We start from the raw sequence: 23,603 nt of genomic DNA, 5'->3' as shown, positions 1-23,603 counted from the left end.
CTACTGATGTTTGCGTTTATAAATAACAACAAACAAGTTAATGTCACTCTTTTGCTTTCCAACCCACTGCCACACCATGAGGGTAGCGAGCATCGACTGACGTAATTTGATCTATTCTACCCGATAAATCACTTTTATACACCGCTATAAAGCGCTGTAATCTCTCTAAAACTTCCTCTCTACCCAGCTTTACAACTATGCCGTTGGTAAAGGTAACATTCCAAGCGCCTCTAGGTTCTAAAGTTAGTGTAAAAATCCGCAAAGATGTTGCAGCCAATACCTGACTAATCAAACCAAACTGCTCAAGCACAACATCACTTGTGCCATCTGGGCCATATAAACGAGGAAGTGGCAGATCTGGAATTTGATTAGGTCTAATCACCACAGAAGATGTTGAGATCAACTGTCGATCACGCCAGTATGCGAGCGGAGTGTACTCATGAACAAGCACCTGCAATATATTTGGCCAAACTTTACGCACTTCTGCACTTTCAACCCACTCAGGCGACCTTGCAAGGTCTAAAGCATCTACCACAGAAAGACTTAACAGACTCTCGCCTAACAATTCAGAATAATGCGCTTCAAGCTCAGCTTCCGTAACATAATTCAAATCCCCTTCTATCTCGATTTTTTGAATAGCAAACCAAGTAACGGGGGAATCTTCATCCTGGAAAATGGCAACCAATATCAATAAAATCGCCCCAATAAGCGCCGCTATCCTCATAAATCAATCACGCTCTGCTTTTCCCCAAGCATCTATGGCAATTTTCTCCACCAATGAAGGGTAATCAATACCAACATGATTAGCTGCCATAGGGACAAGACTGTGAGTCGTCATACCCGGAGCTGTATTAACTTCCAACACCCAAAATACACCAGCCTGATCACGCATAATGTCTACACGCCCCCAACCAGAACAACCCAACGAACGATAAGCATCTAACGCAAGCATTTGCAGTTCGTTTTCGTCATCTTCATTCAAACCACAAGGCAATAAATATTGTGTATCTTCCGCTATATACTTAGCCTCATAATCATACAACTTGTGATCTGGCGATGCCTTCAAGCCAATTGCAGGGTAAGCAACATCATCAATGATTGTGATAGTAAACTCTGGACCATCAACGAACTCTTCAACCAACACATCGGAATCGTATTCAAGTGCTTTTAGAAGCGCCTCATCCAACTCTTCACGATTACTTGCCTTATTAATTCCTATTGTTGACCCTTCCCTAGAAGGCTTCACAATCATAGGATAAGACATGCTTTCTTCGATAACGTTCGCATCAACTTGATCAACAAACGATAAATAAGCGGGTGTTGGTATGCCAATACCATTCCAAAAACGCTTGGTTAAAACCTTGTCCATCGCTAAACCACACGCTAACGGCGAACTTCCTGTGTAGGGCTTACCTAACATCTCTAGCAAAGCTTGAACTCGGCCATCTTCCCCTTCTCCACCGTGGAGTGCTATAAACGCCAAATCAAACTCTATAGATTGAAGCTGCTGCACTGGATCTAGACTTGCCTTTTCGCCATATAAATCAAGGCCAATTACCTGACAACCTTTTGCTTTAAGACCTTCAACAACGAGCAGACCACTTTGCAAAGACACTTCACGCTCTGCAGAACGTCCACCATAGATGACAGCAATAACCAGTTCTTTTAATGACTTTGACATATCAAATACCGCTTACTGACAATTTTTTAGACACAGCACCGATATCCCCAGCACCTTGTGTAATTAACAAATCCCCATCTCGCAAAACATTACTCAAAATCGAGCGTAAATCAGATTCACCACCCACATGAATAGGGTCAACATTACCGCGCTGACGAATACTGCCACACAAAGATCGGCTATCAGCGCCATTAATTGGCGTTTCACCCGCTGCATAAACATCTAACAATAAGAGCACATCGACTTGCGATAAAACACGCACAAAGTCTTCATACAAATCTCGAGTACGAGTATAGCGATGAGGCTGATAAACCATAACCAAACGTTTTTCTGGCCACCCTCCGCGAATAGCTTTAATCGTCGCCAACACTTCACTTGGGTGATGACCATAATCATCGACAAACATCACTTCGGAGCCATTAGGAAGCGCCAGCGGCTTCTGCTCCTGAAAACGACGACCAACACCTTCAAAGCCCATTAATCCTGCTTGAATAGCGCTTGCATCCACACCAAGATCCGTTGCAACAGCAATTGTCGACAGAGCATTCAAAACATTATGCCTACCAGGCATAGGCAAACGAATCTTCAATGGTTCACCTTCTGGTCGATGCGCTAAAAACTCACAGTAGCGACCAGTTTGAACAATGTCAGTCGCATAGAAATCAGCTTGCTGCTCAATACCATAAGTCAATACAGGGCGACTCAATGAAGGTAAAATCTCCCGAACATTCTCGTCATCTACACACAACACAGCCAAACCATAAAACGGCAAATTATGTATGAACTCCACAAAAGTATGTTTTACTTTTTCAAAGTCACCATCATAAGTGTCCATGTGATCTTCATCGATATTCGTCACGATGACAGTTTGAGGCTGTAAGTGAAGGAATGAAGCATCACTTTCATCTGCCTCGGCCACAAGATAAGAGCTACTACCTAATTGCGCATTTGCACCAGCACTGGTTAAACGGCCACCAATAACAAAGGTAGGCGCTTCACCTGTCGCTGCTAAAATCGATGCCATTAAACTCGTTGTTGTTGTTTTACCATGAGTTCCCGCCACAGCAATACCATGTCGGTAGCGCATCAATTCAGCCAACATTTCTGCTCTACGAACAATTGGAATGCGATGCTCTTTACCCCAAATAATCTCTGGGTTTTCCTCGTTAATGGCTGTCGAAACAACAATAACGTGAGCGTCATAGACATTTTCTTCCAAATGCCCTAAATACACCTTAATCCCTAACTCTTCTAAACGCTCAGTCACCGCCGAGGATTTTAAGTCGGAACCAGAAACTTGATAACCTTGATTATGTAACACTTCCGCGATACCACACATCCCAACACCGCCAATACCGATGAAATGGATATTTTGAATGCGGCGCATAGTTGGAATATCGTATTGTGTCTTCTGATCAATCATCATTTTATTAACCTTAAACAGTGTGCAACCACATCTTGTGTTGCATTAGGGTGAGCCACCGCTTTCGCTTGCTCGCCCATTTTTATTAATGCTTCTTCGTTTTCAACAAACTCAGAAAGTAAAGATAGAATTTTTTCACAGGTCAGTTGTGGCTGAGGCAGCAAATACGCCCCGCCTACTTTCTCTAAATAACGGGCATTCTCAGTCTGATGATCATCAATTGCAAAAGGATATGGAATCAAAATAGAAGGCAATCCAGCTACCGCCAACTCGCTGACCGTCATAGCACCAGCACGACACAGAACAATATCCGCCCAATAATACGCTTGATCCATATTATCCAAATACGGCTCAACTCTCGCATCAACATTGGCATTTTTATATAAAGCTTTAACTTCATCAAAATTTCGCACACCTGTTTGATGCCAAACATCCAAACGCTGAGAAAAAGACCAATTAGCCAAAACCTGCGGCATCACATCATTAATTGCTTTTGCACCTAAGCTTCCACCGACAACCAACAACCGTAACGGGCGTGCTACATTTTCTCTGGTGACACGAACTTGCTGCTGCAATATATCATTTCGAATTGGGTTACCAACACTCAAAGCATTAGGCAGAGCACTATCAAAAGCTTGCAACTTCAAAGTGGCTACTTTAGATAACAATTTGTTTGTGGTTCCTGCAACCGCATTTTGCTCATGAATCACTAGTGGAATTCTCAACAGCTTAGCCGCAACGCCACCAGGGCCGGCAACAAACCCACCCATTCCCAACACAACATCAGGTTTTGTTTTTTGTAAAACAGCAACAGCCTGACCAATAGCATGCAAGACTCTAAATGGAGCAGCCAGAAGCCCTAATAAGCCTTTACCTCTTACACCTTTAATTGATAATGAATGCAGGCGAATATCATGTTCCGCGACAAGCTTTTCTTCCATCCCACCTTTTGACCCAAGCCATTCAACATCCAGACCTTTATCAATAAAAGCATGGACACAAGCTAGAGCAGGATAAATATGTCCGCCAGTTCCGCCAGCCATCACAATAACTTTTTTAGTAGCACTCATTCTGCTCTCTCTTTTTCTTGACTGTCACTTTCTAGCTTGGCGTCCGTGACACCGAGTTCCTTATCAGCGCGACGATTCTCTACATCAACTCGGGCAACCACAAACAAACTTCCCAAAGTGATAATCAAACTACTACCACCGTAACTAATTAAAGGCAGTGTTAACCCTTTTGTTGGCAAGAATCCAGTGTTCACACCGATATTAATAATCACTTGAGCTAAAATAAGAATCGCAAAACCAAAACACATGTAAGCAGCAAAAGGTCGCGATAAAAACATGGCTTTTCTGCCTATTTTAAATGTTCGCCCTATCATCACAGCAAACAAAAGAATCAGCAGCAAACCACCCAACATACCCGTTTCTTCAACCCAAATCGAAAATACAAAATCGGTATGCGCCTCAGGCAAGTAGGAAAGCTTTTGAACACTGTTACCCAAACCAAGACCAAACCACTCACCACGTCCATATGCGATAAGCGCCTGACTTAACTGATAGCCTTCATTAAAAGGATCCGCCCAAGGGTCAATAAAATTCATCAAGCGTTTTAAACGATAACTTTCAGATATCGCCACCACACCTAACATAGACACAGCACCTACCATCAAAAGCAAAAACTGGTATAAAGGCGCCCCACCTAAAAACAACAGAACCATCACAGTGCCGAGCAACACAACCGACGCCCCGAAATCTGGTTCAAGTAATAAAAACAGCAAGAAAACACTACAAAGACAAAGAGGAAGAAAGAAACCAACCCACCCTTCTCGCACTCGGTCAGCACGTCGTACCAAATAACCAGACATATAAACCACCACACAAACTTTCGCGACCTCCGAGGCTTGTAGGTTAAACACCACTAAATTAATCCAACGACGACTACCATTTACACTCTTCCCGATTCCTGGCACCAAAACCAATATCAACAAAATAAGAGACAAACCCATCATCAGGATGCCCCATTTTTGCAATTGGCTAGTGGGTAAAGACAACAAAGCCCAACCGAATACCAAACCAAGAATCAAGTACAAGGACTGACGCATCATGAAAAAGTAAGGGTGACCGTGAATGCTTTCTGACACAGAAATGGAAGCACTAGATACCATAACAATACCCAACGCCAAAATAGACACTACAGAAGACAAGAAAATAGCATCGATACGAGAAAATTCTCGCCAAGAAACCCGATCAAACATGTTTAACCATGTCATAAGGCAGTAACCAAGTTTACGAAGTGCTCGCCGCGCGCTTCATAGTTTTTGTATATATCCAAACTAGCGCAGGCCGGCGAAAAAAGGACCACATCATCTTCTTTTACCGTCGAAGAAATGTCATGAATAATTTCATCCAATGTTTCAAAGCGTTTGATATTAGCATCTAGAGACAATGCCTTCGCAATGTTATCCGCGTCTTTACCAAACAAATAAACCGTACAAACAAAATCAGATACAGGCTTTTTCAAGTCACTGAAGTCCGCCCCTTTCCCCTCACCGCCAGCAATAAGAGTAATGTTTTTATGTGACGTGGAGCCAAGCCCCTGTAAAGCAGCAAGGGTTGCACCAACGTTTGTACCTTTGGAGTCATTAATAAACGTGGCTCCGCGATAAGTACGAACACTTTCACAACGATGTGACAAACCGCCAAATTCCGCTAAAACCTTAGCAACAGCTTCTGATAGCACATCCATGCCCAATAATTCCAGCATAGCCAGTGCAGCCAAAATATTTGCGTAATTGTGCGTGCCTTTTAATGCAATTTGAGAAGTATGGTACAAGCGCTCAACACCACGACATAACCAAGCTCCATCATCATCTTTCAACATACCAAACTCTTTAAGGTCTGGACTTTTTGTCGTGAAAGCACGCACAGGGGTTGCTTCTGCCAGTAAAGGTGCCGTCAAAATATCTTGTTTGTTGCAAACTGCCGCTTTACAACCTCGATACACTCTTTGCTTCACGCGCTGATACTCGTAAAAATCACTATAACGATCCATATGATCTTCAGAGACATTTAAAAGACAAGCTACATCCGCTTGCAAAGCAGGTGTCGTTTCAAGCTGAAAGCTAGATAATTCCAATACATAATAATCCGTACCGGAAGAAAGGAGATCCAAAGCTGGCAATCCTAAATTGCCGCCTGCCTTAACATTTTTTCCGCACGCCTGAAGCAACAAAGCCACCAAGGTAGTGACTGTGCTTTTGGCATTTGAGCCTGTAATAGCGACGAACGGTGCGTCCACATAATCGCAAAACAAATCAATATCGCCTCGCATGGCCACACCCTTTTCAGCTAAACGAGACAAAACAGGCGTCCGCAATGCGATACCAGGGCTAACATACAATTCAGTTACACCAAGGGTTTCAAGTACCGCTAAATCACCTGTCAAAATACGATCTTCTGGACAAAGCAATTTTGCCTGTTCCAATCCTGGAGGGTTCTCACGAGAATCCACCACATAAAAATCAATTCCCTTGCTAGCTAAAAAGCGTACACAAGATAAACCTGTCGCTCCCAAGCCAACAACGGCTCTTACTCGATCTGACCCGATCAACGACATTTAAAACTCCTAACGTACTTTTAAGGTAGCGAAACCAATCAAAACAAGGCAAACAGTAATAATCCAAAAACGCACAATCACTTTAGGCTCAGCCCATCCTTTTAACTCAAAATGATGATGTATTGGCGCCATTCTAAAAATTCTGCGTTTTGTTAACTTATAGGAGGCGACTTGCAAGATTACAGACACGGTTTCCATAACAAAAACACCGCCCATAATAAACAATACCAACTCTTGGCGAACAATCACCGCTATCACACCCAGCGCTGCACCAAGTGCCAAGGAACCTACATCCCCCATAAATATTTGCGCTGGGTATGTGTTAAACCACAAAAAGCCCAATCCAGCCCCCGCTAAAGCGGCACAAAATACGAGTAACTCACCCGAACCATGCACATAAGGAATTAACAAATACTCAGAAAAGCGAACGTTACCGGTTAAATAAGCAAACACACCTAACGCGCCACCTACGAGTACAGTAGGTAAAATTGCTAAACCATCTAGACCGTCAGTAAGGTTGACTGCATTACTGGTTCCGACAATAACAAAATAAGTAAGCACAATAAAAAACGCGCCTAAAGGAATAGCCACATCTTTAAACAAAGGAACTATCAATGTCGTTTCGGCTGGTGTACTGGCTGTGTAATACAAATAAAACGCTGCCGCCAAACCGAATACACTTTGCCAAAAATATTTCCAACGGCTAGGTAAACCTCGAGAATTTTTTTCCACGACTTTTCGATAATCATCAACCCAACCAACAACGCCAAAAGCCAACATAACTAGCAAAACAACCCACACATATTGGTTGGTTAAATCGCCCCACAAAAGCGTACTGACCGTGATGGAAAAAATAATTAACGCTCCACCCATCGTTGGTGTACCGGCTTTGGATAAATGGGATTGTGGGCCGTCATCTCGAACAGCTTGCCCGATTTGCAAACGCTGCAATAAAACAATTACTTTATTGCCGATTAAAAGAGAGATAACTAACGCAGTGAGCACACCCAAAATGGCTCGAAGTGACAAATAATTAAACACTGCAAAAAAAGTGTGATACTTACTTAAATAAGTCGCCAGCAAAAGTAACATTGGTCAGGAACATCCTAATTATTTTAATGCTTCAATAACATTTTCCATTTTAGCGGAGCGAGAGCCCTTCACTAAAATGGCGTGATTTCTTCCAAGCGAACAAACTAACGCTGCCGCTTCATCATGTGAATTACACAACTTTGCATCACCGCCTTTTTCCATAAAAGCAGCTCCTGCCACACCTGCAACGGCACCAACACAAATCAAACAAGAAATACCTTTTTCTTTAGCGTATAAACCTAGATTTCGATGGACAGCTTCCTGTCGTTCACCAAGCTCTCCTAACGCCCCCAAAATCAGCCATGTTTTATCAACTGACTGCATAGCAAGCACATCAATTGCGGCCTCTACAGATGTTGGGCTGGCATTGTAACAATCATTAATTAAGAGAGCTTCATTTTTTGTTCTAAGGCGCTCTAATCGCCCAGATATATGCACTGGAGATTCCAATTTTTGCACCGCATCATGGAAACTCATGCCAGTTGCCATTAAAGCCAACACAACCGCCATACCATTAGCAATTTGATGTTTACCTGCACTTGCTATAAATACAGATAGCACTTCACCTTGATAGCAAAACTTTGCCTGACTAGATTCAGCGTTTAGCTCTAAATCAAAAGCATAAAGATCCGCAGACTCACCGAAACCAAAAGACAACACAGGACGCGAACCAGCCAACTCACACCAATAAGGATAAAAACCATCATCAGAATTTAGAATAATTGTCGCATCAGGGTGAGCGCCAGAAATCAAACACCCTTTTTCCTTAGCAATGCCCTCAAGACTTCCAAAACCTTCAAAGTGACTACCACTTGCATTGGTTAAAATCACCACATCTGGAAAAGCAATCTCAGCCAATCGCTCGATTTCACCCGGAATACTGGTTCCCGTTTCTACCACAGCAACATCATGAAAAGACGCTAAACCTAACAAAGTTTGCGGCACACCTATTTGATTGTTCAAATTGGCCTGCGTTTTTAACACTTTTTGATCGGTAAAGGATTGTGCCAACCAATCTTTTACAGTTGTTTTACCATTACTACCTGTAATACAAACAACTAGCTCTTTAAAAGCGTCTCGTACCAAGCGAGCAACACGTCCGTACGCAACCTTAGTATCTGTCACTTTGACATAAGATTCGACATCCACATCACGATCAACCAATACACCAACCGCACCAGAATTCATCGCAGCGGCAGCATAATCATGACCATCAAAACGCTCACCTGTTAATGCGACAAACAAACAACCATTCGATATTTTTCGAGTATCTGTTACTACCAACTGAATACTTTGGTTCGGACCAACCAGCTCTCCATGACAAGCCGCAGCGATATCCGCCAGAGTAAGATCAACCAACATAAGCTTCCAACGCCTTTAAGGCTTCCTCTTTATCATCAAAATGGTGTTTCACACCCTGAATATCCTGATAGTTTTCATGCCCTTTACCAGCAATAAGAATCACATCGTTTACATCTGCAGAGGCAATCGCTTCGCTAATTGCCATACGACGGTCAAATTCAAGACAGAACCTCTTATCATCAGATTCAACTTCCGACAAAACATCAGAAAAAATTTGCTCCATTGACTCTGTTCTTGGGTTATCAGATGTCAACCAAACATAATCCGCATTAGACAATGCCGCCGACATCATTAAAGGCCGTTTACCTCTATCACGATCACCACCACAACCGAAAACACAAATAAGCCGACCATTGGCATGCTTTTTTACTGCCTGCAACGCAACCACTAACGCATCAGAGGTATGAGCGAAATCCACAACAACAAGAGGGGCACCAGCCACTTCTACTTTGTCCATTCGACCTGGCGCGCCTCGCAATTTCGACATACCTTCGATAAGAAGCGCTTTATCGCTCGTTTGGTACCAAAGACTCGCCAAGGCTGCCAAGGCATTTTGCACATTAAAACGTCCCAACAAAGGAAGTTCAACATAGCTTTCCCCTTCAGGATGGCACAGCACAAAACGAAAACCAGAAACATCAAGCACTAGATCCTTTACGTAAAAATCCGCCAATGCATTTTCAGCACTATAATAGTGGCAACTCGAATTCAGCGCGGCTTTTGTCATAAAAGTGGCATATTCATCATCAAGACAGAAAACAGAATGAGTCAGCGTTGGAAAAGTAAATAAACGCTGTTTGGCCAAAGCATAAGAGTCCATATCACCATGATAATCAAGATGATCACGAGACAGGTTTGAAAAGACAGCTGTTTGAAAAGGAACCCCTTCAATTCGCCCTTGATCCAAAGCATGCGAAGACGCCTCAAAAGCAACAAACTCCACACCAGAGTCAGCCATTTCAATGAGTGTTCGATGAAGAGATAATAAATCTGGAGTAGTTTGTTTCGCCTCTTGCAGATTATCTAATGCGCCAACACCGAAAGTCCCCACCAAACCACTCTTTAAACCAGAATACTGTGCCAGCTGAGCCATATAGTAACAAATAGACGACTTGCCATTGGTACCTGTAACAGCCACCATTTGCTTAGGCATAGCACCAAAAAACTGCTGTAAACAAGCGACTAAAAGTTTGGCAGGATCTTCAACCGAGATAAGCTCAATTTTATCATGGTGCAAATCTATATTATTCGGAACAACAGCAACCCGACAGCCAAGAGAAGCAACATTGTCTAAGTAATCCCAACCATTAGAGCTCACTCCCGGCAAAGCAAAAAAGATCGTATCTTCATTGACTTTTCGGCTGTCTGTTTCAACAAGATTATAAAACGCAGAATGCGAGTTTTCTCCGACGGAGAAACCCGCTAAAGTAAGTAACTGCTCATGAGAGAATTGAACCATTTAACCACCTTGTACGACTTGAAGAGGGACAGTTTTCTTCGACTCCAAACGCACTTCTCTAAGACCTTCTGGTAGATCAGGGTAAATATTCAATGTTGTCAACGCTCCTTCCATGACTCGAGAAAATACTGGCGCCGCCACTTCACCGCCGTAATATTCTCGCCCTTTAGGGTCATTTATCATGACAACCATGGCTAAGCGCGGATTTGACGCTGGAGCAACGCCAGCAAATAAGGCAATGTATTGATCATATTCATAGCCTTTCGAGCCAACTTTATGAACGGTACCTGTTTTTCCCGCCACTCGGTAACCTGGAATCTGAGCCGCTTTACCAGACCCTTTTTGAACAACAGCCTCCATCATTTTGACCACGTCTTTGGCGACCTTACGAGGAATCACTTGTTTACCATTAGCAGGAGAATCTTGTTTAAAAAGCGTCACAGGAACACGATAGCCATCGTTCGCTAACGTCATGTAAGCCTGCGCCAACTGCAAAGTCGATACAGACAAACCATAGCCATAAGACAAGGTTGCAATTTCAGATGGATGCCATTTAGGATGCGACGGCAGCACGCCAGAGGCTTCACCAGGGAAACCTATTCCTACAGGAGAACCGATACCAAGCTCATAATCCATATTCCATATAGCATCTTGAGGCAAAGAAAGTGCTATTTTTGAAGCACCAACGTTACTCGACTTGATGAGCAGCTTCTCAAAATCCATATCACCATAGTTAGTCGCATCGCGAATGGTAAAACGACCAAAGCGCAAATAACCTGGCGACGTATTAATAGTCATTTCCGTGGTGTATTGCCCAGACATCAAAGCCGCAGAAACAGTAAAAGGCTTCATAGTTGAACCTGGTTCAAACAAATCGATTACCGCTCTATTTCGTAACTCCTCGTATTCCAGTTTAGATCTATCATTCGGGTTATAAGAAGGCTGATTCACCATCGCCAAAATCTCTCCCGTTTTCACATCTAGAATAACGGCAGATGCAGAAGTTGCACGATGCTCAGTTACTGCCGCTTTTAACTCTCGATAAGCCAAATACTGCAGTCTAAGGTCGACGCTCAACTCTATATTTTCACCAGGGTGCTCTGCCTCATCAACACCGATTCCGCGAATAATATTTCCTGAAAGATCCTTAACATAACTACGACGTCCCGGCTCACCTTGCAATGCTCGGTCATACGCTAACTCAACCCCTTCTTGGCCTTTATCATCAATATTGGTAAAGCCAACAACATGGGAAGCTACCTCACCAGCAGGATAAAAGCGCTTATATTCTTTCGTTTTTGTAACACCGACGACTTTCGCAGCCATAATAGCGTCCGCCTCATGAGGCGATATTTGACGACGCAAATACATAAAAGACCGCTTTTTGTTTGCTTCAAATTTTTCTTCTAACCAAGCACGTCCAACACCCATCACTTCGGCGAGGCGTGTAATTTCTTGATCTGGCCCAGAATTCGTAGATAGATCACGCTCTAAATTCCAAAGCGCTCTAGGGTTAGCCACTACAGTCCAAGTAGGCGTACTCACCGCCAAAGGCTCGCCACGACGATCTAAAATCATGCCACGAGTGGCAGGAATAGATTCTGTTCTTACTGCTCTAATTTCACCTTGATTCTGTAGAAAATCTCTATCAACAACCGTCAGGTGAAAGAGTCGCCCGCCTGCGACAAGAAACAACATCAAAGCGATAAGATAAACAAATCTAAAACGCCATTTGGCTGGGGTGTAAACACTATTTTCAGTACTCATGGTTTTACTATTACCAATTCATCCGGTGAAGGTGAGTGCATATTTAATTTTCTAATTGCCGACTGCTCTAAACGGCTCGGCTGAGTGAGAGCACTTTGTTCAAGCAACAACTGCCCCCATTTCACTTCGTAATCCACTTCGCTTTGCTTCAACGCTTGAAGATAAGAGAAGTTTTTTCTGAAGTCATAAACTTGAGCAACGACCGCTACAGAAACGATCGCCAACATCAAAACACAGGCGATAAATATCAAAGGCGAAAAAGTCGGCCTAATCACTTACTCGCTCCAAAACTCTTAACACCGCGCTTCGAGAGCGAACATTCTCACTCACTTCAGATTGAGACGGCTTAATGGCCTTACCCACTGTTTTAAATTTGATGTTGAGATGTGCATTCTGAATAGGTAAATGCCTTGGTAACTCAGGCCCTTTGGCTTTTAACTTCATGAAGCGCTTAACAATACGATCTTCAAGAGAATGAAAACTGATGACAGCCAATCGTCCGCCAACTTTTAAAGCTTCGGCAGCGGCATCAAGCCCTAACTCCAAATCACCAAGCTCGTTATTGATGTAAATACGAATACCTTGAAAAGCTCGAGTTGCAGGATTTTTGCCTTTCTCCCATGCAGGATTAGCTTCAGCTACAATTTTCGATAATTGAAGAGTGGTTAAAATAGGAGTGTGAGCACGATATTCACAAATGGCTTTTGCAATACGACGAGAGAATCGCTCTTCACCGTATTGATACATAACATCTGCAATCTCTTTTTCTTTTGCTACAGCAATCCACTCTGCCGCACTCATCCCTTCGTTAGGGTTCATGCGCATATCAAGCGGACCATCGTTCATAAAACTAAAGCCGCGTTCAGCGTCATCAATTTGAGGAGAAGAAACCCCCAAATCCATCATCACACCGTCAACCCTATCCACACGGAACACATTAGGAATTTGCATCGCCATATTGGCAAAACTGTCTTGTACAATAGAAAAGCGAGGATCTTCTTGCTCTAGCTGTTTACCATGTTCTATTGCCACAGGATCTTTATCAAAACCAAGCAAGCGACCTTCTTTCAGCCTGTTTAGCACTAAACGAGTGTGACCACCTCGGCCGAAAGTACCATCGACATAAAGGCCGTTCTCGTCAGTCACTAGCATATCGACGGACTCATGAAGCATGACGCTTATGTGTTCTGCCATCGTATTTGTCATAAAGAAATATCCATCATGGTTTCTATTTGTAGATCCTCAAGCGCGTCTTGAGCCAAGTAATCTTCACGTTGTGCTTCCCACTCTTCATAGCTCCAGATCTCTAATTTCTTACCTTGACCCAAAATCGTGAGTTTTTTATCTAAGCGAGCAAACTCTCGAAGTGGCGCTGGCAACAAAATACGCCCTGCTTTATCCACCTCTAAATCTGTTGCATGACCAACAAGTAAACGCTGAAGCCGTCTGGCTTGAGGCTGAAATGTCGGCAACTTGTCTAATTTTTGTTGAATTAAATCCCACTCAGATAAGGGATAAAGCAACAAACATCTGGACACTGGATCAATTGTGACGACGACGCCTTCATCGTCGTATTGGGCTAATTCATCACGCAAACGTGCAGGGAGCGACATACGCCCCTTCACATCAACGCTTACTTGATGAATTCCTCTGAACACAACCAAACCCCACTTATAGACACTTTATCCCACAATTTAACACTTTTTTATCAAAATAGTAAAAAAATATTAGTAGAAAATAGAAAAACGGGCACAACGGATACTAAAACACCGCCCAAAAGCGGTGTTTTTATACGTTTTTTCGTTTAAAGACAGTTAAATAGAAAAATCAGCAGAAAATTGAGAGCAAACAAAAAACACAGACACAAAAAAGCCGAAAACAATATAAATTAGCTTTCTGACAATTAAGATTAGAAATTGGGAAAAATAGTTAACGCGGGAAGAGAGAAAAATTGCAAGTTGGCCGATAAGCCGGGTTCTGTCGTGGACAGTCATTCATCTAATCCGTACATCACTGCACGTCTCTAGCAACCTACCCGAACTCAGCGCGGGTCACGCCAAAGAGTTCCTATTTGGTCTTGCTTCAAGTGGGGTTTACCATGCCACGAACTGTTACCAGTCGCGCGGTGCGCTCTTACCGCACCATTTCAACCTTACCGGCATTAAACTGCTTAGGCGGTATATTTTCTGCTGCACTTTCCGTAGGCTCGCGCCCCCCAGGCGTTACCTGGCACTTCACCCTGCGAAGCCCGGACTTTCCTCCCCTCAATAAATTGAGCGGCGACTGCCTAGCCAACTTGCGAGGCGCATCTTACTTACCTAGTACAACAATAACAAGCTCTTTTTCTGACGACCGCAGAAAAAGCCAAGTCGATCATGCCAAAGGCAATTGAAAACAAACTTCTAAACCACCTTCTTCATGATTTCGAGCTGAAATAACTCCTTTATGAGCTCGAATAATACGCTGCGAAATAGTTAGCCCTACACCAAAACCACCACTATTTGTCTCACGCGCTTCAGACGACCTATAAAAAGCGTGGAAGATTTTTTCCAATTTATCCTCAGAAACACCAGGCCCATTATCTCGAACATAGATAAAAGCAGAGCCCGATTTTTCTTCAGTAACCACTTCAATGTCACCACCTTCACCTGCATAGAAACAGGCATTTCGCAGAACATTTTCTATCGCATGACGCAGCTGAAGAGGATCACCCAATATGGTTTTAGGAAAACGACCGGACTTGGTAACAGAGATTCCTTTTAACTGACTCTCAAAACTAACATCATCCACAATATCATCAAGCCACTCTTGAAAGTTCATTTGCTCTTTTAAAAGCGAAGCCGCTTCTAAACGACTCAAAGTTAACACTTGCCCGATTAACTCATCCAACTCATGTAACTCGGTACGAATCCGACATAAATAACCTTTTTGAGTTTCAATTGCGTATTTGTCTTCAGCAATAGTTAGAGCAACTTCAATACGTGCCAAAGGAGTCCTTAGTTCATGAGATACATCTCTCATCAAACGCTCTTTAGACGATAAAAGCGTCTCAATACGAACTGCCATTTCATTAAATTCTTGAGCCAACTTACCAATCGCATCACGGCGTCGAGCTAATTTATCTTCCACCCTCGCCGTCATATCGCCTTGACCGAAAGAGCGAGCCACTCTTTGCAATTTAAGTAGCGGACCCAAAAGCCAATAAGCCAATACACCACTCGACACCAACAAACCCAACAAAGAAAACCCAACTACAGCCTCCGGCGCCAAAGAATCAATCTTTGGATCCGGCTTAAAGATCAGCAGATATTGAACATTATTCCCACCAATCACCTGTATAAACTGACTATGTAAAAAGTCAGCCGCTGGACGACTCGCTGAATCATTCGTATTTTGCCCTCTAAAATTACGAGGCAATGATTTAAGAAGTGGCCGACCATTTTCTTGATAAAGGTAAATCGTCCCAGATAACCTTTTTTCTGCTTTTTCGACCTCAGCCTTCAGAGACCTCAGCCCAAACTTTTCATACCCTGCAACCAATTGAACACCGACATCTCCTAAGACATCCGCTGACACTTGATTGCGTTTCTGAATAAACTGCACCATCCCCAAACCAATACTGACAACAACAATATTAGACAACAGCACCACAAGAAACACGCGTAGAAAAGTATTCTTCATAAAAGCTTAAGCGCTCTGCTCATTTGACACAAAAATATAGCCAACACCACGAACTGTCTTAATTCTAGGGTCGCCCGTTTCTAAGTTACCAATCTTCTTACGCAAATTACTTATATGCATATCCAAACTACGATCATACATAGTTAGTTTGCGACCAAGTGCTTTCTCTGAAAGCTCTTGTTTTGTTAATACTTGACCAGGTGCCATCAACATACACTCTAATAATGTGTACTCAGATGTTGTCAGCTCAACCAATTCACCTTCCAAATAAACCGTACGATCTTTGCGGCGCAACAAAACACCAGACAAATCGATATCGGCTGTTGGGTCATCTTCACGCTCTTGGCTTGCACGACGCAAGATTGCTTTAATACGCGCTAGCAATTCTCTTGGATTAAATGGTTTAGACAAATAATCATCTGCCCCCATTTCCAGCCCAAGAATGCGGTCAATATCATCACCTTTTGCTGTTAGCATAATCACGGGGACAGCACTCTTATTTCGAATTTGCTTTAATGTTTCAAAGCCATCTAGCTCAGGCATCATTACATCTAGAATAATAATATCTGGCATGTCTACTGACATTAACTCTAGTGCCTCACGACCATTCCAAGCGTGGGCCACCTCATAACCTTCACCATCAAAGTATTCTTTAATTAAATCTGATAAACGAGCATCATCATCAGCAAGCAATAACCTTACCATCACTCTTCCCTCTTATTTTTCCAATTATTAGCAGGCAGTTAGATCGCCGTAAACTTAATTGTAAATATTACCTTAGCAGCTAATAAACTCGTCCCCCTCTTTTCACTCTATTTACAAAGAATACTAATATGATGAACTTAACAGACCTCAAAACACAAAAAAGCCGCAATAAAGCGGCTTTTCTAATTATTACGAACGACTTTTAATCAATTATTGGTTAAAAGGATCGCGGATAACAATCGTCTCATTTCGATCTGGACCAGTAGAAATAATATCTACAGGGACACCAACTTGCTCTTCTAGGAAAGAAATATAGTCTTGAGCATTTTTAGGTAATGCTTCAAAGTTTGCCGCACCAACTGTGGATTCAGTCCAACCAGGTAGCTCAACATAAACAGGCTTCGCTTGCTCGTAACCTTCACTATCAACAAGTGAACCAGCAACCGGCTTACCTTCTGCATCTGTATAAGACACACAAACTTTGATTACTGAAGAACCATCTAGCACGTCAAGCTTAGTCAAACACATACCAGATACTGAGTTAATTTGAACCGCATGACGTAAAGCAACAGCATCAAACCAACCACAGCGACGAGAACGCCCCGTTGTCGCACCAAATTCATGGCCGCGAGTACCTAAGCGCTCACCATCTTCATCGAATAATTCGGTCGGGAAAGGACCAGAACCAACACGGGTTGTGTAGGCTTTCGTAATACCCAAGACATAATCCAAATACAAAGGACCAAAACCAGTACCAGCGGGCGCGCCGCCAGCAGTAGTGTTAGATGATGTAACGTATGGATAAGTACCGTGATCAACATCCAACAATGAACCTTGAGCACCTTCAAACATAATGTTCGCGCCTGACTTGCGCAAGTCATGCAGTAGAGTAATTGTATCTGCAACCATTGGGCGCAAGAACTCTGCCATCTCTAGACCAGCAGCATAGACCTCATCATAAGAAATTGGCTCAACTTTGTGGTATTGAGTCAATACAAAATTGTAGTATTCAAGCACTTCTTTAAGCTTGCTTGCAAAGCGCTCAGAATCCAGCAAATCACCAACACGAATAGCACGTCGCGCCACTTTATCTTCATAAGCCGGCCCGATACCACGGCCAGTTGTACCGATTTTCTTTTCGCCTTTAGCAAGCTCACGAGCCTGATCAATAGCAATGTGGTAAGGAAGAATCAAAGGGCAAGCCGCACTGATTTTCAAACGATCTACAGCGGGAACACCTTGTTCAAGAAGCTCAAGCACCTCTTTCTGCAACGCTTCAGGCGACAGCACAACACCATTACCAATAATACATTGAACACCTTCACGTAAAATACCTGATGGTATTAAATGCAAAACTGTTTTCTTACCATCGATAACCAAGGTATGACCAGCGTTGTGTCCACCCTGAAAACGCACCACCGCAGCAACGTCTTCAGTCAACAAATCAACAACTTTACCTTTACCTTCATCACCCCATTGAGTGCCTAGAATAACAACATTTTTACCCATAATTTCAGGTCTCATTTAGATAGTTCTTAAAGAAAGTTCTAGTTTTTAATTGACACTAACTGCCAAACACCGTCAACAAAATCCAGCTTAAACTCCGCTTCACTTGAATAAAGGTCGTCTAAAACCTCAACGACACGATAGCCTTCCGCGCGCAAAGTGTTAATTCTCTGCCAAAGTGCGTCACTTGTACAAACAGGCGACAAAACCATTTTTGGCTTATCTACCACAACATCTGTTAAAGCCACTAAAGCCTTCACATCAGTACTAAAGCCCGTAGCAGGACGAGAGCGACCAAAAACCTGACCGATATTATTGTATCGCCCACCTCGAGCTATAGCATTACCATGACCGGGAACATAAGCAGCAAAAACAACACCTGTATGATAGCTATAAGAAACCAAATCACTTAGATCGAAATGCAAACCGACTTCTGGAAAACGCTGACAAACGACGTGACTCAAAGTTTCCAACAATGTAATTGCACCATCAATTGTGTCACTTACACCATTCAATAATGTCGTTGCTCGCTCCAATACTTCTTTACCACCACATAATCGAGGCAAACCAACCAACCATTGCTTTTGTTGATCAGGTAAAGACAATCCTTCAACGAATCGATCAAGTTCAGGTAAGTCTTTGGTTTTATACAACTCAATCAACTTACCTTCATTTGTTTTATCAAGATGACAAGCAGCAAGCACACCACTAACAACATCTACATGTCCCAAATCAAGGACAAGATTAGGAAGCCCGGCAGTGGAAAGTGTTTGCAACATCAAAGACAAAACTTCGATATCACTTTCAACACCACCATGACCATAAATTTCTGCACCTAATTGAATAGGGCTACGAGTACCATCTAAACCTGCGGGTACCGTTCTTAATACACTGCCGCAATAACTTAATCGTTTAACACCTTCGCCTTTTAGGCAATGAGCATCAATACGAGCTACCTGAGAAGTAAAGTCGGCACGAATACCTAAAAGACGACCAGATAATTGGTCAATCACTTTAAAGGTTTCAATTTCTAGGTCTGAGCCTGCGCCTGTGAGAAGTGAATCCAGGTACTCTAAAAGAGGAGGTATTACTAGATGGTATCCCCAACTTTCATGGAGATTAAGCAGAGTTCTTCTAAGGTGTTCAATTTTAGCCGCCTGTACTGGCAACGCTTCATCGACTCCCTCAGGAAGCAACCAGCGATCTGCTAATGTCATTAAATTATCCTCTTAGCGTCGTGTCAGCAAAAGAAGCATTAACCCAAGAATCATACTAACCATACCCAGAATACGTAAATTAAAGTCTGAGCTCACGATTGCTTTCTTCATTATTTCTCGCCATAAATTTGGAGCGAGAAAAGGCAAAAAGCCCTCGACGATCAATAAAAGGCTGACGCCAACCAACAGCGACTGCAGCAATTCTTGCATAGATTCTCTTTATTTTGACCATTAAAAAACCGGGCCATGCCCGGTTTGCGTAATAGTACCATGTTTCCTATTTTAACAAATAGGCCTCATGTACGATTATTAATGAATATCCACTCTATTTAGCAGTGCCATTTGTAGAGCTATTCAAATATTTGAAAAATTCACTGTCTGGCTCTAGGACAAACAAGTCACTATTACCATTAAAGCTCTCACGGTATGCCTGAAGGCTACGGTAAAACTCGTAGAACTCAGGATCCTGTGTATAAACATTAGAGTAAATCGCTGCAGCTTTCGCATCACCGTCACCACGAATCATTTCCGCGTCACGCTGAGCTTCCGCTTCAAGTACAACTTGCTGACGATCTGCATCGGCACGAATACCTTCTGCAAGCTCCAAGCCTTTCGATCTATGTTCACGAGCTTCACGTTCACGCTCTGTTCTCATTCGTTGATAAACGGATTCACTTACATCTGGCGGAAGATCAATTCGTTTCACACGTATATCAACAATCGAAATACCCAACTCATTCTGAGCAACAATATTTAGATCGTCACGCAATTCAGTCATTAACTGGTCACGTTCGCCAGACACAACTTCGTGCATAGTTCTTTCACCAAACTTATTCCTAAGTCCTGTATCTACTCGAGAAGACAATACACGGTTAGCAACGATTTCATCACCAGATGTTGCCTGATAGAACTTAGCAACCGAATCAATTTTCCATTTCACGTAAGAATCAACAATTACCGCCTTTTTCTCTAGCGTTAAATAACGCTGAGGTCGAGAATCCATTGTTAAAATTCGAGCATCAAACTTCTTAACTTCGTTCATAACAGGCAATTTAAAGTGAAGGCCAGGCTGAACATCTTCCTGAACAATTTCACCAAACTTAAGGACTACTGCTCGTTCTGTTTCTTTCACAACAAATAACGTCTGTGAAGCAAACAAAACACCGAGAAGAACAACAAATAAAACTGAAAAAGAAAAGCTTTTCATTAGTTTCGGCCCTCTCTACGAACAGTGGAACTTTGACGTTTACGAATTTCGTCAATAACTTGATCCGTTAACGACCCGATATTTGTGGAACCAATCACACCAGAATCAGAAGATGCTGCACGCTGTTTCATTAACTGATCCAAAGGAAGATACATCATGTTATTCCCACCTTCGGTGTCAACAACAACCTTATTCACATCTTTGTAAACGGATTCCATTGTTTCGATATACAAACGACGACGAGTTACATCAGGTGCTTTTGTATATTCACGGTACAAACGATCAAAGCGATCTGCCTGACCACTTGCACGAGCCACAATTTCAGAGCGGTAAGCTTCAGCTTCCTCTCGAATACGTTGAGCACGACCACGAGCTTCAGGAATAATACCGTTAGCATAAGATTCAGCTTCGTTACGTACACGTAACTCGTCCTCTTTTGCTTTGATTACGTCATCAAAAGCTTCTTGCACTTGTGTGGGTGCTTGAGTGTTTTCAACGTTAACTTTTGAAATCAACAAACCTGCACCGTAAGCGCTACTGTAATCTTGAATACGAGCTTTAACTTCTGTTGCCAACAACTCACGACCTTCCGTTAAAATTTGATCCATTTCAGAGCTACCAACAACATGACGGAGTGCACTTTCTGTAATCTGAGCCAAAGACTCTTCTGGATTACGAACATTCACCAAAAAGTCTTTAGGTTCTTGAACGGAATACTGTACAGAGACACCTACTTCGACAATCGCATCATCGACCGTCAGCATTAATGCTTTGTGATCATGTGAACGAACTTTCGTCACATTCACTTTACTCACACTGTCAATTAGCGGCGGATTCCAATGAAGCCCTGGCAAAACAGTAGAGTGATATTCACCTAAACGAAAGACAACACCACGTTCCTGTTGATCAACCTGATAGATACCTGTTGCAGCCCATAGCGCACCAACAGCAATCAAAGCAATAGCAATCAAACTACCACCAAATTTGCCAGACATGCCTGAACCACCACCGTTGGAGCCAACCGACTTCCGAGTTTTCTTCACCCCAAACATATCCATCAACTTCCGAAAGGCTTCATCAAGATCTGGTGGACCTTGCTCTTTCCCGCCAGACGGACGACCCCAAGGATCATTGCTATTGTTGGTATCTTTATCACGACTTTCGTCAGGGCGCCCAGCACCATTATTACGGTTTTTATCTGGATTCCATGGGTCATTGTCGTTATTACCCGGTTCATTCCAGGCCATACTGCATCTCCACTTTATTTTAATGATAATCCGGTAAAACTATGCGGCAAATATCTGATCTTCAGACATGCCTGCACGAGCTAAAATCTGTAAATAATCTTTCTTAGGCAACTTAACTTCAAGTATAGAATGCCCTTCTTCATCGAAACGCTCCGCCTTTACAGCGCCATGCTCAAAAAGCATTGCTCTGAGACGACCATACTTGTTTGACAAAGAGAGCGTCTCACTAAAAACGTCCTCCGCCAAAAGCTCTGCGATCGCTTGCTGCAATAAATCAAGCCCTCGCCCATCACGAGCAGACAACCAAACTCGATAGGGGTTCCCATCGGCGTCTCTATCTATACGAGGCTCACCGGTAGGAAGTGCATCAATTTTATTAAAAACTTTTAATGTTGGAACTTCATTGGCACCAATTTCTTCCAGAACAGAGTCAACATGAGTCATATTTTCATCACGAGCAATGTCCGCAGCATCAACCACATGCAATAATAAATCAGCCTCTGATGACTCTTTTAGTGTTGCCTGAAAGGCTTTGATTAAACGGTGAGGTAATTGACGAATAAATCCAACTGTATCCGCTAAAATAATAGTTCCAACTTGCTCAATATCTAAACGCCTTAACGTCGGATCCAAAGTCGCAAACAGCTGATCAGCCGCATACACTTCCGCTCCAGTAACATGATTAAATAAGGTAGATTTGCCTGCATTCGTATAACCAACCAATGAAACCGTTGGTATTGCAGAACGAGAACGTGAGCGACGATTTTGGTCTCGTTGAGAGCCAACTTTATCCAATCGTTTTTGAATAGACTTAATTCTCTCTCGCAACAAGCGTCGGTCTGTTTCAAGCTGAGTTTCACCCGGCCCACGCATACCTATACCACCTTTCTGGCGCTCTAAGTGAGTCCAACCACGAATTAGACGTGTTGACATATGCTGCAACTGAGCAAGCTCCACCTGCAACTTACCCTCATGAGTTCGTGCACGTTGAGCGAAGATATCCAAAATAAGCCCTGTGCGATCAAGCACACGACACTTTAAAATACTTTCTAGATTTCGTTCTTGAGAAGGCGATAAAGCATGATCAAAAAGCACAATTTCTGCTTCTTCTCGATCAACAATTTCTTTAATTTCTGAGAGTTTACCAGTACCAACAAAGTATCTAGCATCAGGTCGCTGACGAGACCCCGAAACAACTGCAACAGGATCCGCGCCGGCGGAAATAGCAAGTTCAACAAACTCTTCCGGCCCATATGTTTCACCTTGAACATGAAAATCTATATGAACCAATACAGCTAGATCACCGCTATCAGGGCGTTCAAAAAACAATATAATATTCCTCTGTTTGTCTTAATGCAGACAAACTATTCAATATCATCTTCTGGTTGATCAGGAGATGGAACACGGATAGTACGAGAAGGCACAACAGTAGAAATTGCATGCTTATAAACCATTTGACTAACTGTATTCTTTAACAAAATAACGAATTGATCGAATGACTCAATTTGACCTTGAAGTTTAATTCCATTAACAAGAAAGATAGAAACAGGCACTCTTTCTTTGCGTAGAACATTTAGATAAGGGTCTTGTAATGATTGCCCTTTTGACATTGGAATCTCCTTAAGTATGCGTAAA

22 protein-coding genes and 1 other RNA gene are annotated in these 23,603 nt (G+C 42.7%); all 23 read right to left on the bottom strand.

All coding sequences use genetic code 11. The features are described 5' to 3' along the window. Positions 1-43 precede the first annotated feature (43 nt). Complete coding sequence (locus tag ABFY09_RS13390; RefSeq protein WP_347984808.1) at positions 44-724, bottom strand: cell division protein FtsQ/DivIB; 681 nt, start codon at positions 722-724, stop codon at positions 44-46. A gap of 3 nt (positions 725-727) precedes the next feature. Further along, on the bottom strand, positions 728-1,681 hold the full coding sequence (locus ABFY09_RS13385; RefSeq protein WP_347984807.1) for a D-alanine--D-alanine ligase: 954 nt from the start codon (positions 1,679-1,681) through the stop codon (positions 728-730). Position 1,682: 1 nt separating this feature from the next. Continuing rightward, on the bottom strand, positions 1,683-3,104 hold the full coding sequence (murC, locus tag ABFY09_RS13380) for a UDP-N-acetylmuramate--L-alanine ligase (protein ID WP_317005997.1): 1,422 nt from the start codon (positions 3,102-3,104) through the stop codon (positions 1,683-1,685). Then, positions 3,104-4,174, bottom strand: a complete 1,071-nt coding sequence (murG, locus tag ABFY09_RS13375) for an undecaprenyldiphospho-muramoylpentapeptide beta-N-acetylglucosaminyltransferase (RefSeq protein ID WP_347984806.1) — start codon at positions 4,172-4,174, stop codon at positions 3,104-3,106. Before murG ends, murC begins: the two co-directional genes overlap by 1 nt. Then, positions 4,171-5,379 carry a putative lipid II flippase FtsW gene (gene ftsW / locus ABFY09_RS13370; protein WP_347984805.1) on the bottom strand — a complete coding sequence of 403 codons (1,209 nt, stop codon included), beginning with the start codon at positions 5,377-5,379 and terminating at the stop codon, positions 4,171-4,173. Before ftsW ends, murG begins: the two co-directional genes overlap by 4 nt. Beyond that, positions 5,376-6,725, bottom strand: coding sequence for a UDP-N-acetylmuramoyl-L-alanine--D-glutamate ligase (gene murD / locus ABFY09_RS13365; protein ID WP_347984804.1), 1,350 nt, complete (start codon positions 6,723-6,725; stop codon positions 5,376-5,378). The genes ftsW and murD overlap by 4 nt, the downstream gene beginning before the upstream one ends. A gap of 9 nt (positions 6,726-6,734) precedes the next feature. Beyond that, positions 6,735-7,817: a phospho-N-acetylmuramoyl-pentapeptide-transferase gene (gene mraY, locus ABFY09_RS13360; RefSeq protein ID WP_347984803.1), complete on the bottom strand. Its 1,083-nt coding sequence runs from the start codon at positions 7,815-7,817 to the stop codon at positions 6,735-6,737. Between the two features lie 18 nt (positions 7,818-7,835). Continuing rightward, a complete protein-coding gene (gene murF / locus ABFY09_RS13355) occupies positions 7,836-9,179 on the bottom strand; it encodes a UDP-N-acetylmuramoyl-tripeptide--D-alanyl-D-alanine ligase (RefSeq protein ID WP_347984802.1) in 1,344 nt (447 codons plus the stop codon). Then, positions 9,169-10,638, bottom strand: a complete 1,470-nt coding sequence (locus tag ABFY09_RS13350) for a UDP-N-acetylmuramoyl-L-alanyl-D-glutamate--2,6-diaminopimelate ligase (protein WP_347984801.1) — start codon at positions 10,636-10,638, stop codon at positions 9,169-9,171. Before ABFY09_RS13350 ends, murF begins: the two co-directional genes overlap by 11 nt. Then, positions 10,639-12,405 (bottom strand): penicillin-binding protein 2, encoded by a 1,767-nt coding sequence (locus ABFY09_RS13345; protein WP_347984800.1) that lies wholly within the window; start codon positions 12,403-12,405, stop codon positions 10,639-10,641. Continuing rightward, the gene (gene ftsL / locus ABFY09_RS13340) at positions 12,402-12,680 is read right to left on the bottom strand and encodes a cell division protein FtsL (protein ID WP_347984799.1); all 279 of its coding nucleotides are present in this window, start codon (positions 12,678-12,680) and stop codon (positions 12,402-12,404) included. Before ftsL ends, ABFY09_RS13345 begins: the two co-directional genes overlap by 4 nt. Beyond that, complete coding sequence (rsmH, locus tag ABFY09_RS13335) at positions 12,673-13,611, bottom strand: 16S rRNA (cytosine(1402)-N(4))-methyltransferase RsmH (protein ID WP_347984798.1); 939 nt, start codon at positions 13,609-13,611, stop codon at positions 12,673-12,675. The genes ftsL and rsmH overlap by 8 nt, the downstream gene beginning before the upstream one ends. Next, positions 13,608-14,063, bottom strand: coding sequence for a division/cell wall cluster transcriptional repressor MraZ (gene mraZ, locus ABFY09_RS13330; protein ID WP_317004256.1), 456 nt, complete (start codon positions 14,061-14,063; stop codon positions 13,608-13,610). The genes rsmH and mraZ overlap by 4 nt, the downstream gene beginning before the upstream one ends. Positions 14,064-14,355: 292 nt before the next feature. Then, positions 14,356-14,704, bottom strand: an RNA gene (rnpB, locus tag ABFY09_RS13325) — RNase P RNA component class A. A gap of 74 nt (positions 14,705-14,778) precedes the next feature. Next, positions 14,779-16,086: an ATP-binding protein gene (locus ABFY09_RS13320; RefSeq protein ID WP_347984797.1), complete on the bottom strand. Its 1,308-nt coding sequence runs from the start codon at positions 16,084-16,086 to the stop codon at positions 14,779-14,781. Between the two features lie 6 nt (positions 16,087-16,092). Further along, positions 16,093-16,791, bottom strand: a complete 699-nt coding sequence (locus tag ABFY09_RS13315) for a response regulator transcription factor (protein ID WP_347984829.1) — start codon at positions 16,789-16,791, stop codon at positions 16,093-16,095. A gap of 210 nt (positions 16,792-17,001) precedes the next feature. Continuing rightward, entirely contained in the window at positions 17,002-18,300 is a 1,299-nt protein-coding gene (locus tag ABFY09_RS13310) for an adenylosuccinate synthase (RefSeq protein ID WP_347984828.1), read from the bottom strand. Positions 18,301-18,338: 38 nt separating this feature from the next. Beyond that, on the bottom strand, positions 18,339-19,514 hold the full coding sequence (locus ABFY09_RS13305) for an ATP phosphoribosyltransferase regulatory subunit (protein WP_347984796.1): 1,176 nt from the start codon (positions 19,512-19,514) through the stop codon (positions 18,339-18,341). Between the two features lie 12 nt (positions 19,515-19,526). Then, on the bottom strand, positions 19,527-19,724 hold the full coding sequence (locus ABFY09_RS13300) for a DUF2065 domain-containing protein (protein ID WP_347984795.1): 198 nt from the start codon (positions 19,722-19,724) through the stop codon (positions 19,527-19,529). Between the two features lie 115 nt (positions 19,725-19,839). Then, positions 19,840-20,721 (bottom strand): protease modulator HflC, encoded by an 882-nt coding sequence (hflC, locus tag ABFY09_RS13295; protein ID WP_347984794.1) that lies wholly within the window; start codon positions 20,719-20,721, stop codon positions 19,840-19,842. Beyond that, positions 20,721-21,968, bottom strand: a complete 1,248-nt coding sequence (gene hflK / locus ABFY09_RS13290; protein ID WP_347984793.1) for an FtsH protease activity modulator HflK — start codon at positions 21,966-21,968, stop codon at positions 20,721-20,723. The genes hflC and hflK overlap by 1 nt, the downstream gene beginning before the upstream one ends. A gap of 39 nt (positions 21,969-22,007) precedes the next feature. Next, entirely contained in the window at positions 22,008-23,297 is a 1,290-nt protein-coding gene (hflX, locus tag ABFY09_RS13285; RefSeq protein WP_347984792.1) for a ribosome rescue GTPase HflX, read from the bottom strand. A gap of 35 nt (positions 23,298-23,332) precedes the next feature. Next, on the bottom strand, positions 23,333-23,578 hold the full coding sequence (hfq, locus tag ABFY09_RS13280; RefSeq protein ID WP_347984791.1) for an RNA chaperone Hfq: 246 nt from the start codon (positions 23,576-23,578) through the stop codon (positions 23,333-23,335). Positions 23,579-23,603 lie beyond the last annotated feature (25 nt).

The organism is Marinomonas sp. 5E14-1, from assembly GCF_039939215.1.
Classification (GTDB): domain Bacteria; phylum Pseudomonadota; class Gammaproteobacteria; order Pseudomonadales; family Marinomonadaceae; genus Marinomonas.
This window is presented reverse-complemented; position numbering and strand designations above follow the sequence as displayed.

Coding starts and splice junctions, on each gene's coding strand:
- ABFY09_RS13390 (WP_347984808.1), bottom strand. CDS start 724: ATGAGGATAGCGGCGCTTATTGGGGCGATTTTATTGATATTGGTTGCC.
- ABFY09_RS13385 (WP_347984807.1), bottom strand. CDS start 1,681: ATGTCAAAGTCATTAAAAGAACTGGTTATTGCTGTCATCTATGGTGGA.
- murC (WP_317005997.1), bottom strand. CDS start 3,104: ATGATTGATCAGAAGACACAATACGATATTCCAACTATGCGCCGCATT.
- murG (WP_347984806.1), bottom strand. CDS start 4,174: ATGAGTGCTACTAAAAAAGTTATTGTGATGGCTGGCGGAACTGGCGGA.
- ftsW (WP_347984805.1), bottom strand. CDS start 5,379: ATGACATGGTTAAACATGTTTGATCGGGTTTCTTGGCGAGAATTTTCT.
- murD (WP_347984804.1), bottom strand. CDS start 6,725: ATGTCGTTGATCGGGTCAGATCGAGTAAGAGCCGTTGTTGGCTTGGGA.
- mraY (WP_347984803.1), bottom strand. CDS start 7,817: ATGTTACTTTTGCTGGCGACTTATTTAAGTAAGTATCACACTTTTTTT.
- murF (WP_347984802.1), bottom strand. CDS start 9,179: ATGTTGGTTGATCTTACTCTGGCGGATATCGCTGCGGCTTGTCATGGA.
- ABFY09_RS13350 (WP_347984801.1), bottom strand. CDS start 10,638: ATGGTTCAATTCTCTCATGAGCAGTTACTTACTTTAGCGGGTTTCTCC.
- ABFY09_RS13345 (WP_347984800.1), bottom strand. CDS start 12,405: ATGAGTACTGAAAATAGTGTTTACACCCCAGCCAAATGGCGTTTTAGA.
- rsmH (WP_347984798.1), bottom strand. CDS start 13,611: ATGACAAATACGATGGCAGAACACATAAGCGTCATGCTTCATGAGTCC.
- ABFY09_RS13320 (WP_347984797.1), bottom strand. CDS start 16,086: ATGAAGAATACTTTTCTACGCGTGTTTCTTGTGGTGCTGTTGTCTAAT.
- ABFY09_RS13315 (WP_347984829.1), bottom strand. CDS start 16,791: ATGGTAAGGTTATTGCTTGCTGATGATGATGCTCGTTTATCAGATTTA.
- ABFY09_RS13310 (WP_347984828.1), bottom strand. CDS start 18,300: ATGGGTAAAAATGTTGTTATTCTAGGCACTCAATGGGGTGATGAAGGT.
- ABFY09_RS13305 (WP_347984796.1), bottom strand. CDS start 19,514: ATGACATTAGCAGATCGCTGGTTGCTTCCTGAGGGAGTCGATGAAGCG.
- ABFY09_RS13300 (WP_347984795.1), bottom strand. CDS start 19,724: ATGCAAGAATTGCTGCAGTCGCTGTTGGTTGGCGTCAGCCTTTTATTG.
- hflC (WP_347984794.1), bottom strand. CDS start 20,721: ATGAAAAGCTTTTCTTTTTCAGTTTTATTTGTTGTTCTTCTCGGTGTT.
- hflK (WP_347984793.1), bottom strand. CDS start 21,968: ATGGCCTGGAATGAACCGGGTAATAACGACAATGACCCATGGAATCCA.
- hfq (WP_347984791.1), bottom strand. CDS start 23,578: ATGTCAAAAGGGCAATCATTACAAGACCCTTATCTAAATGTTCTACGC.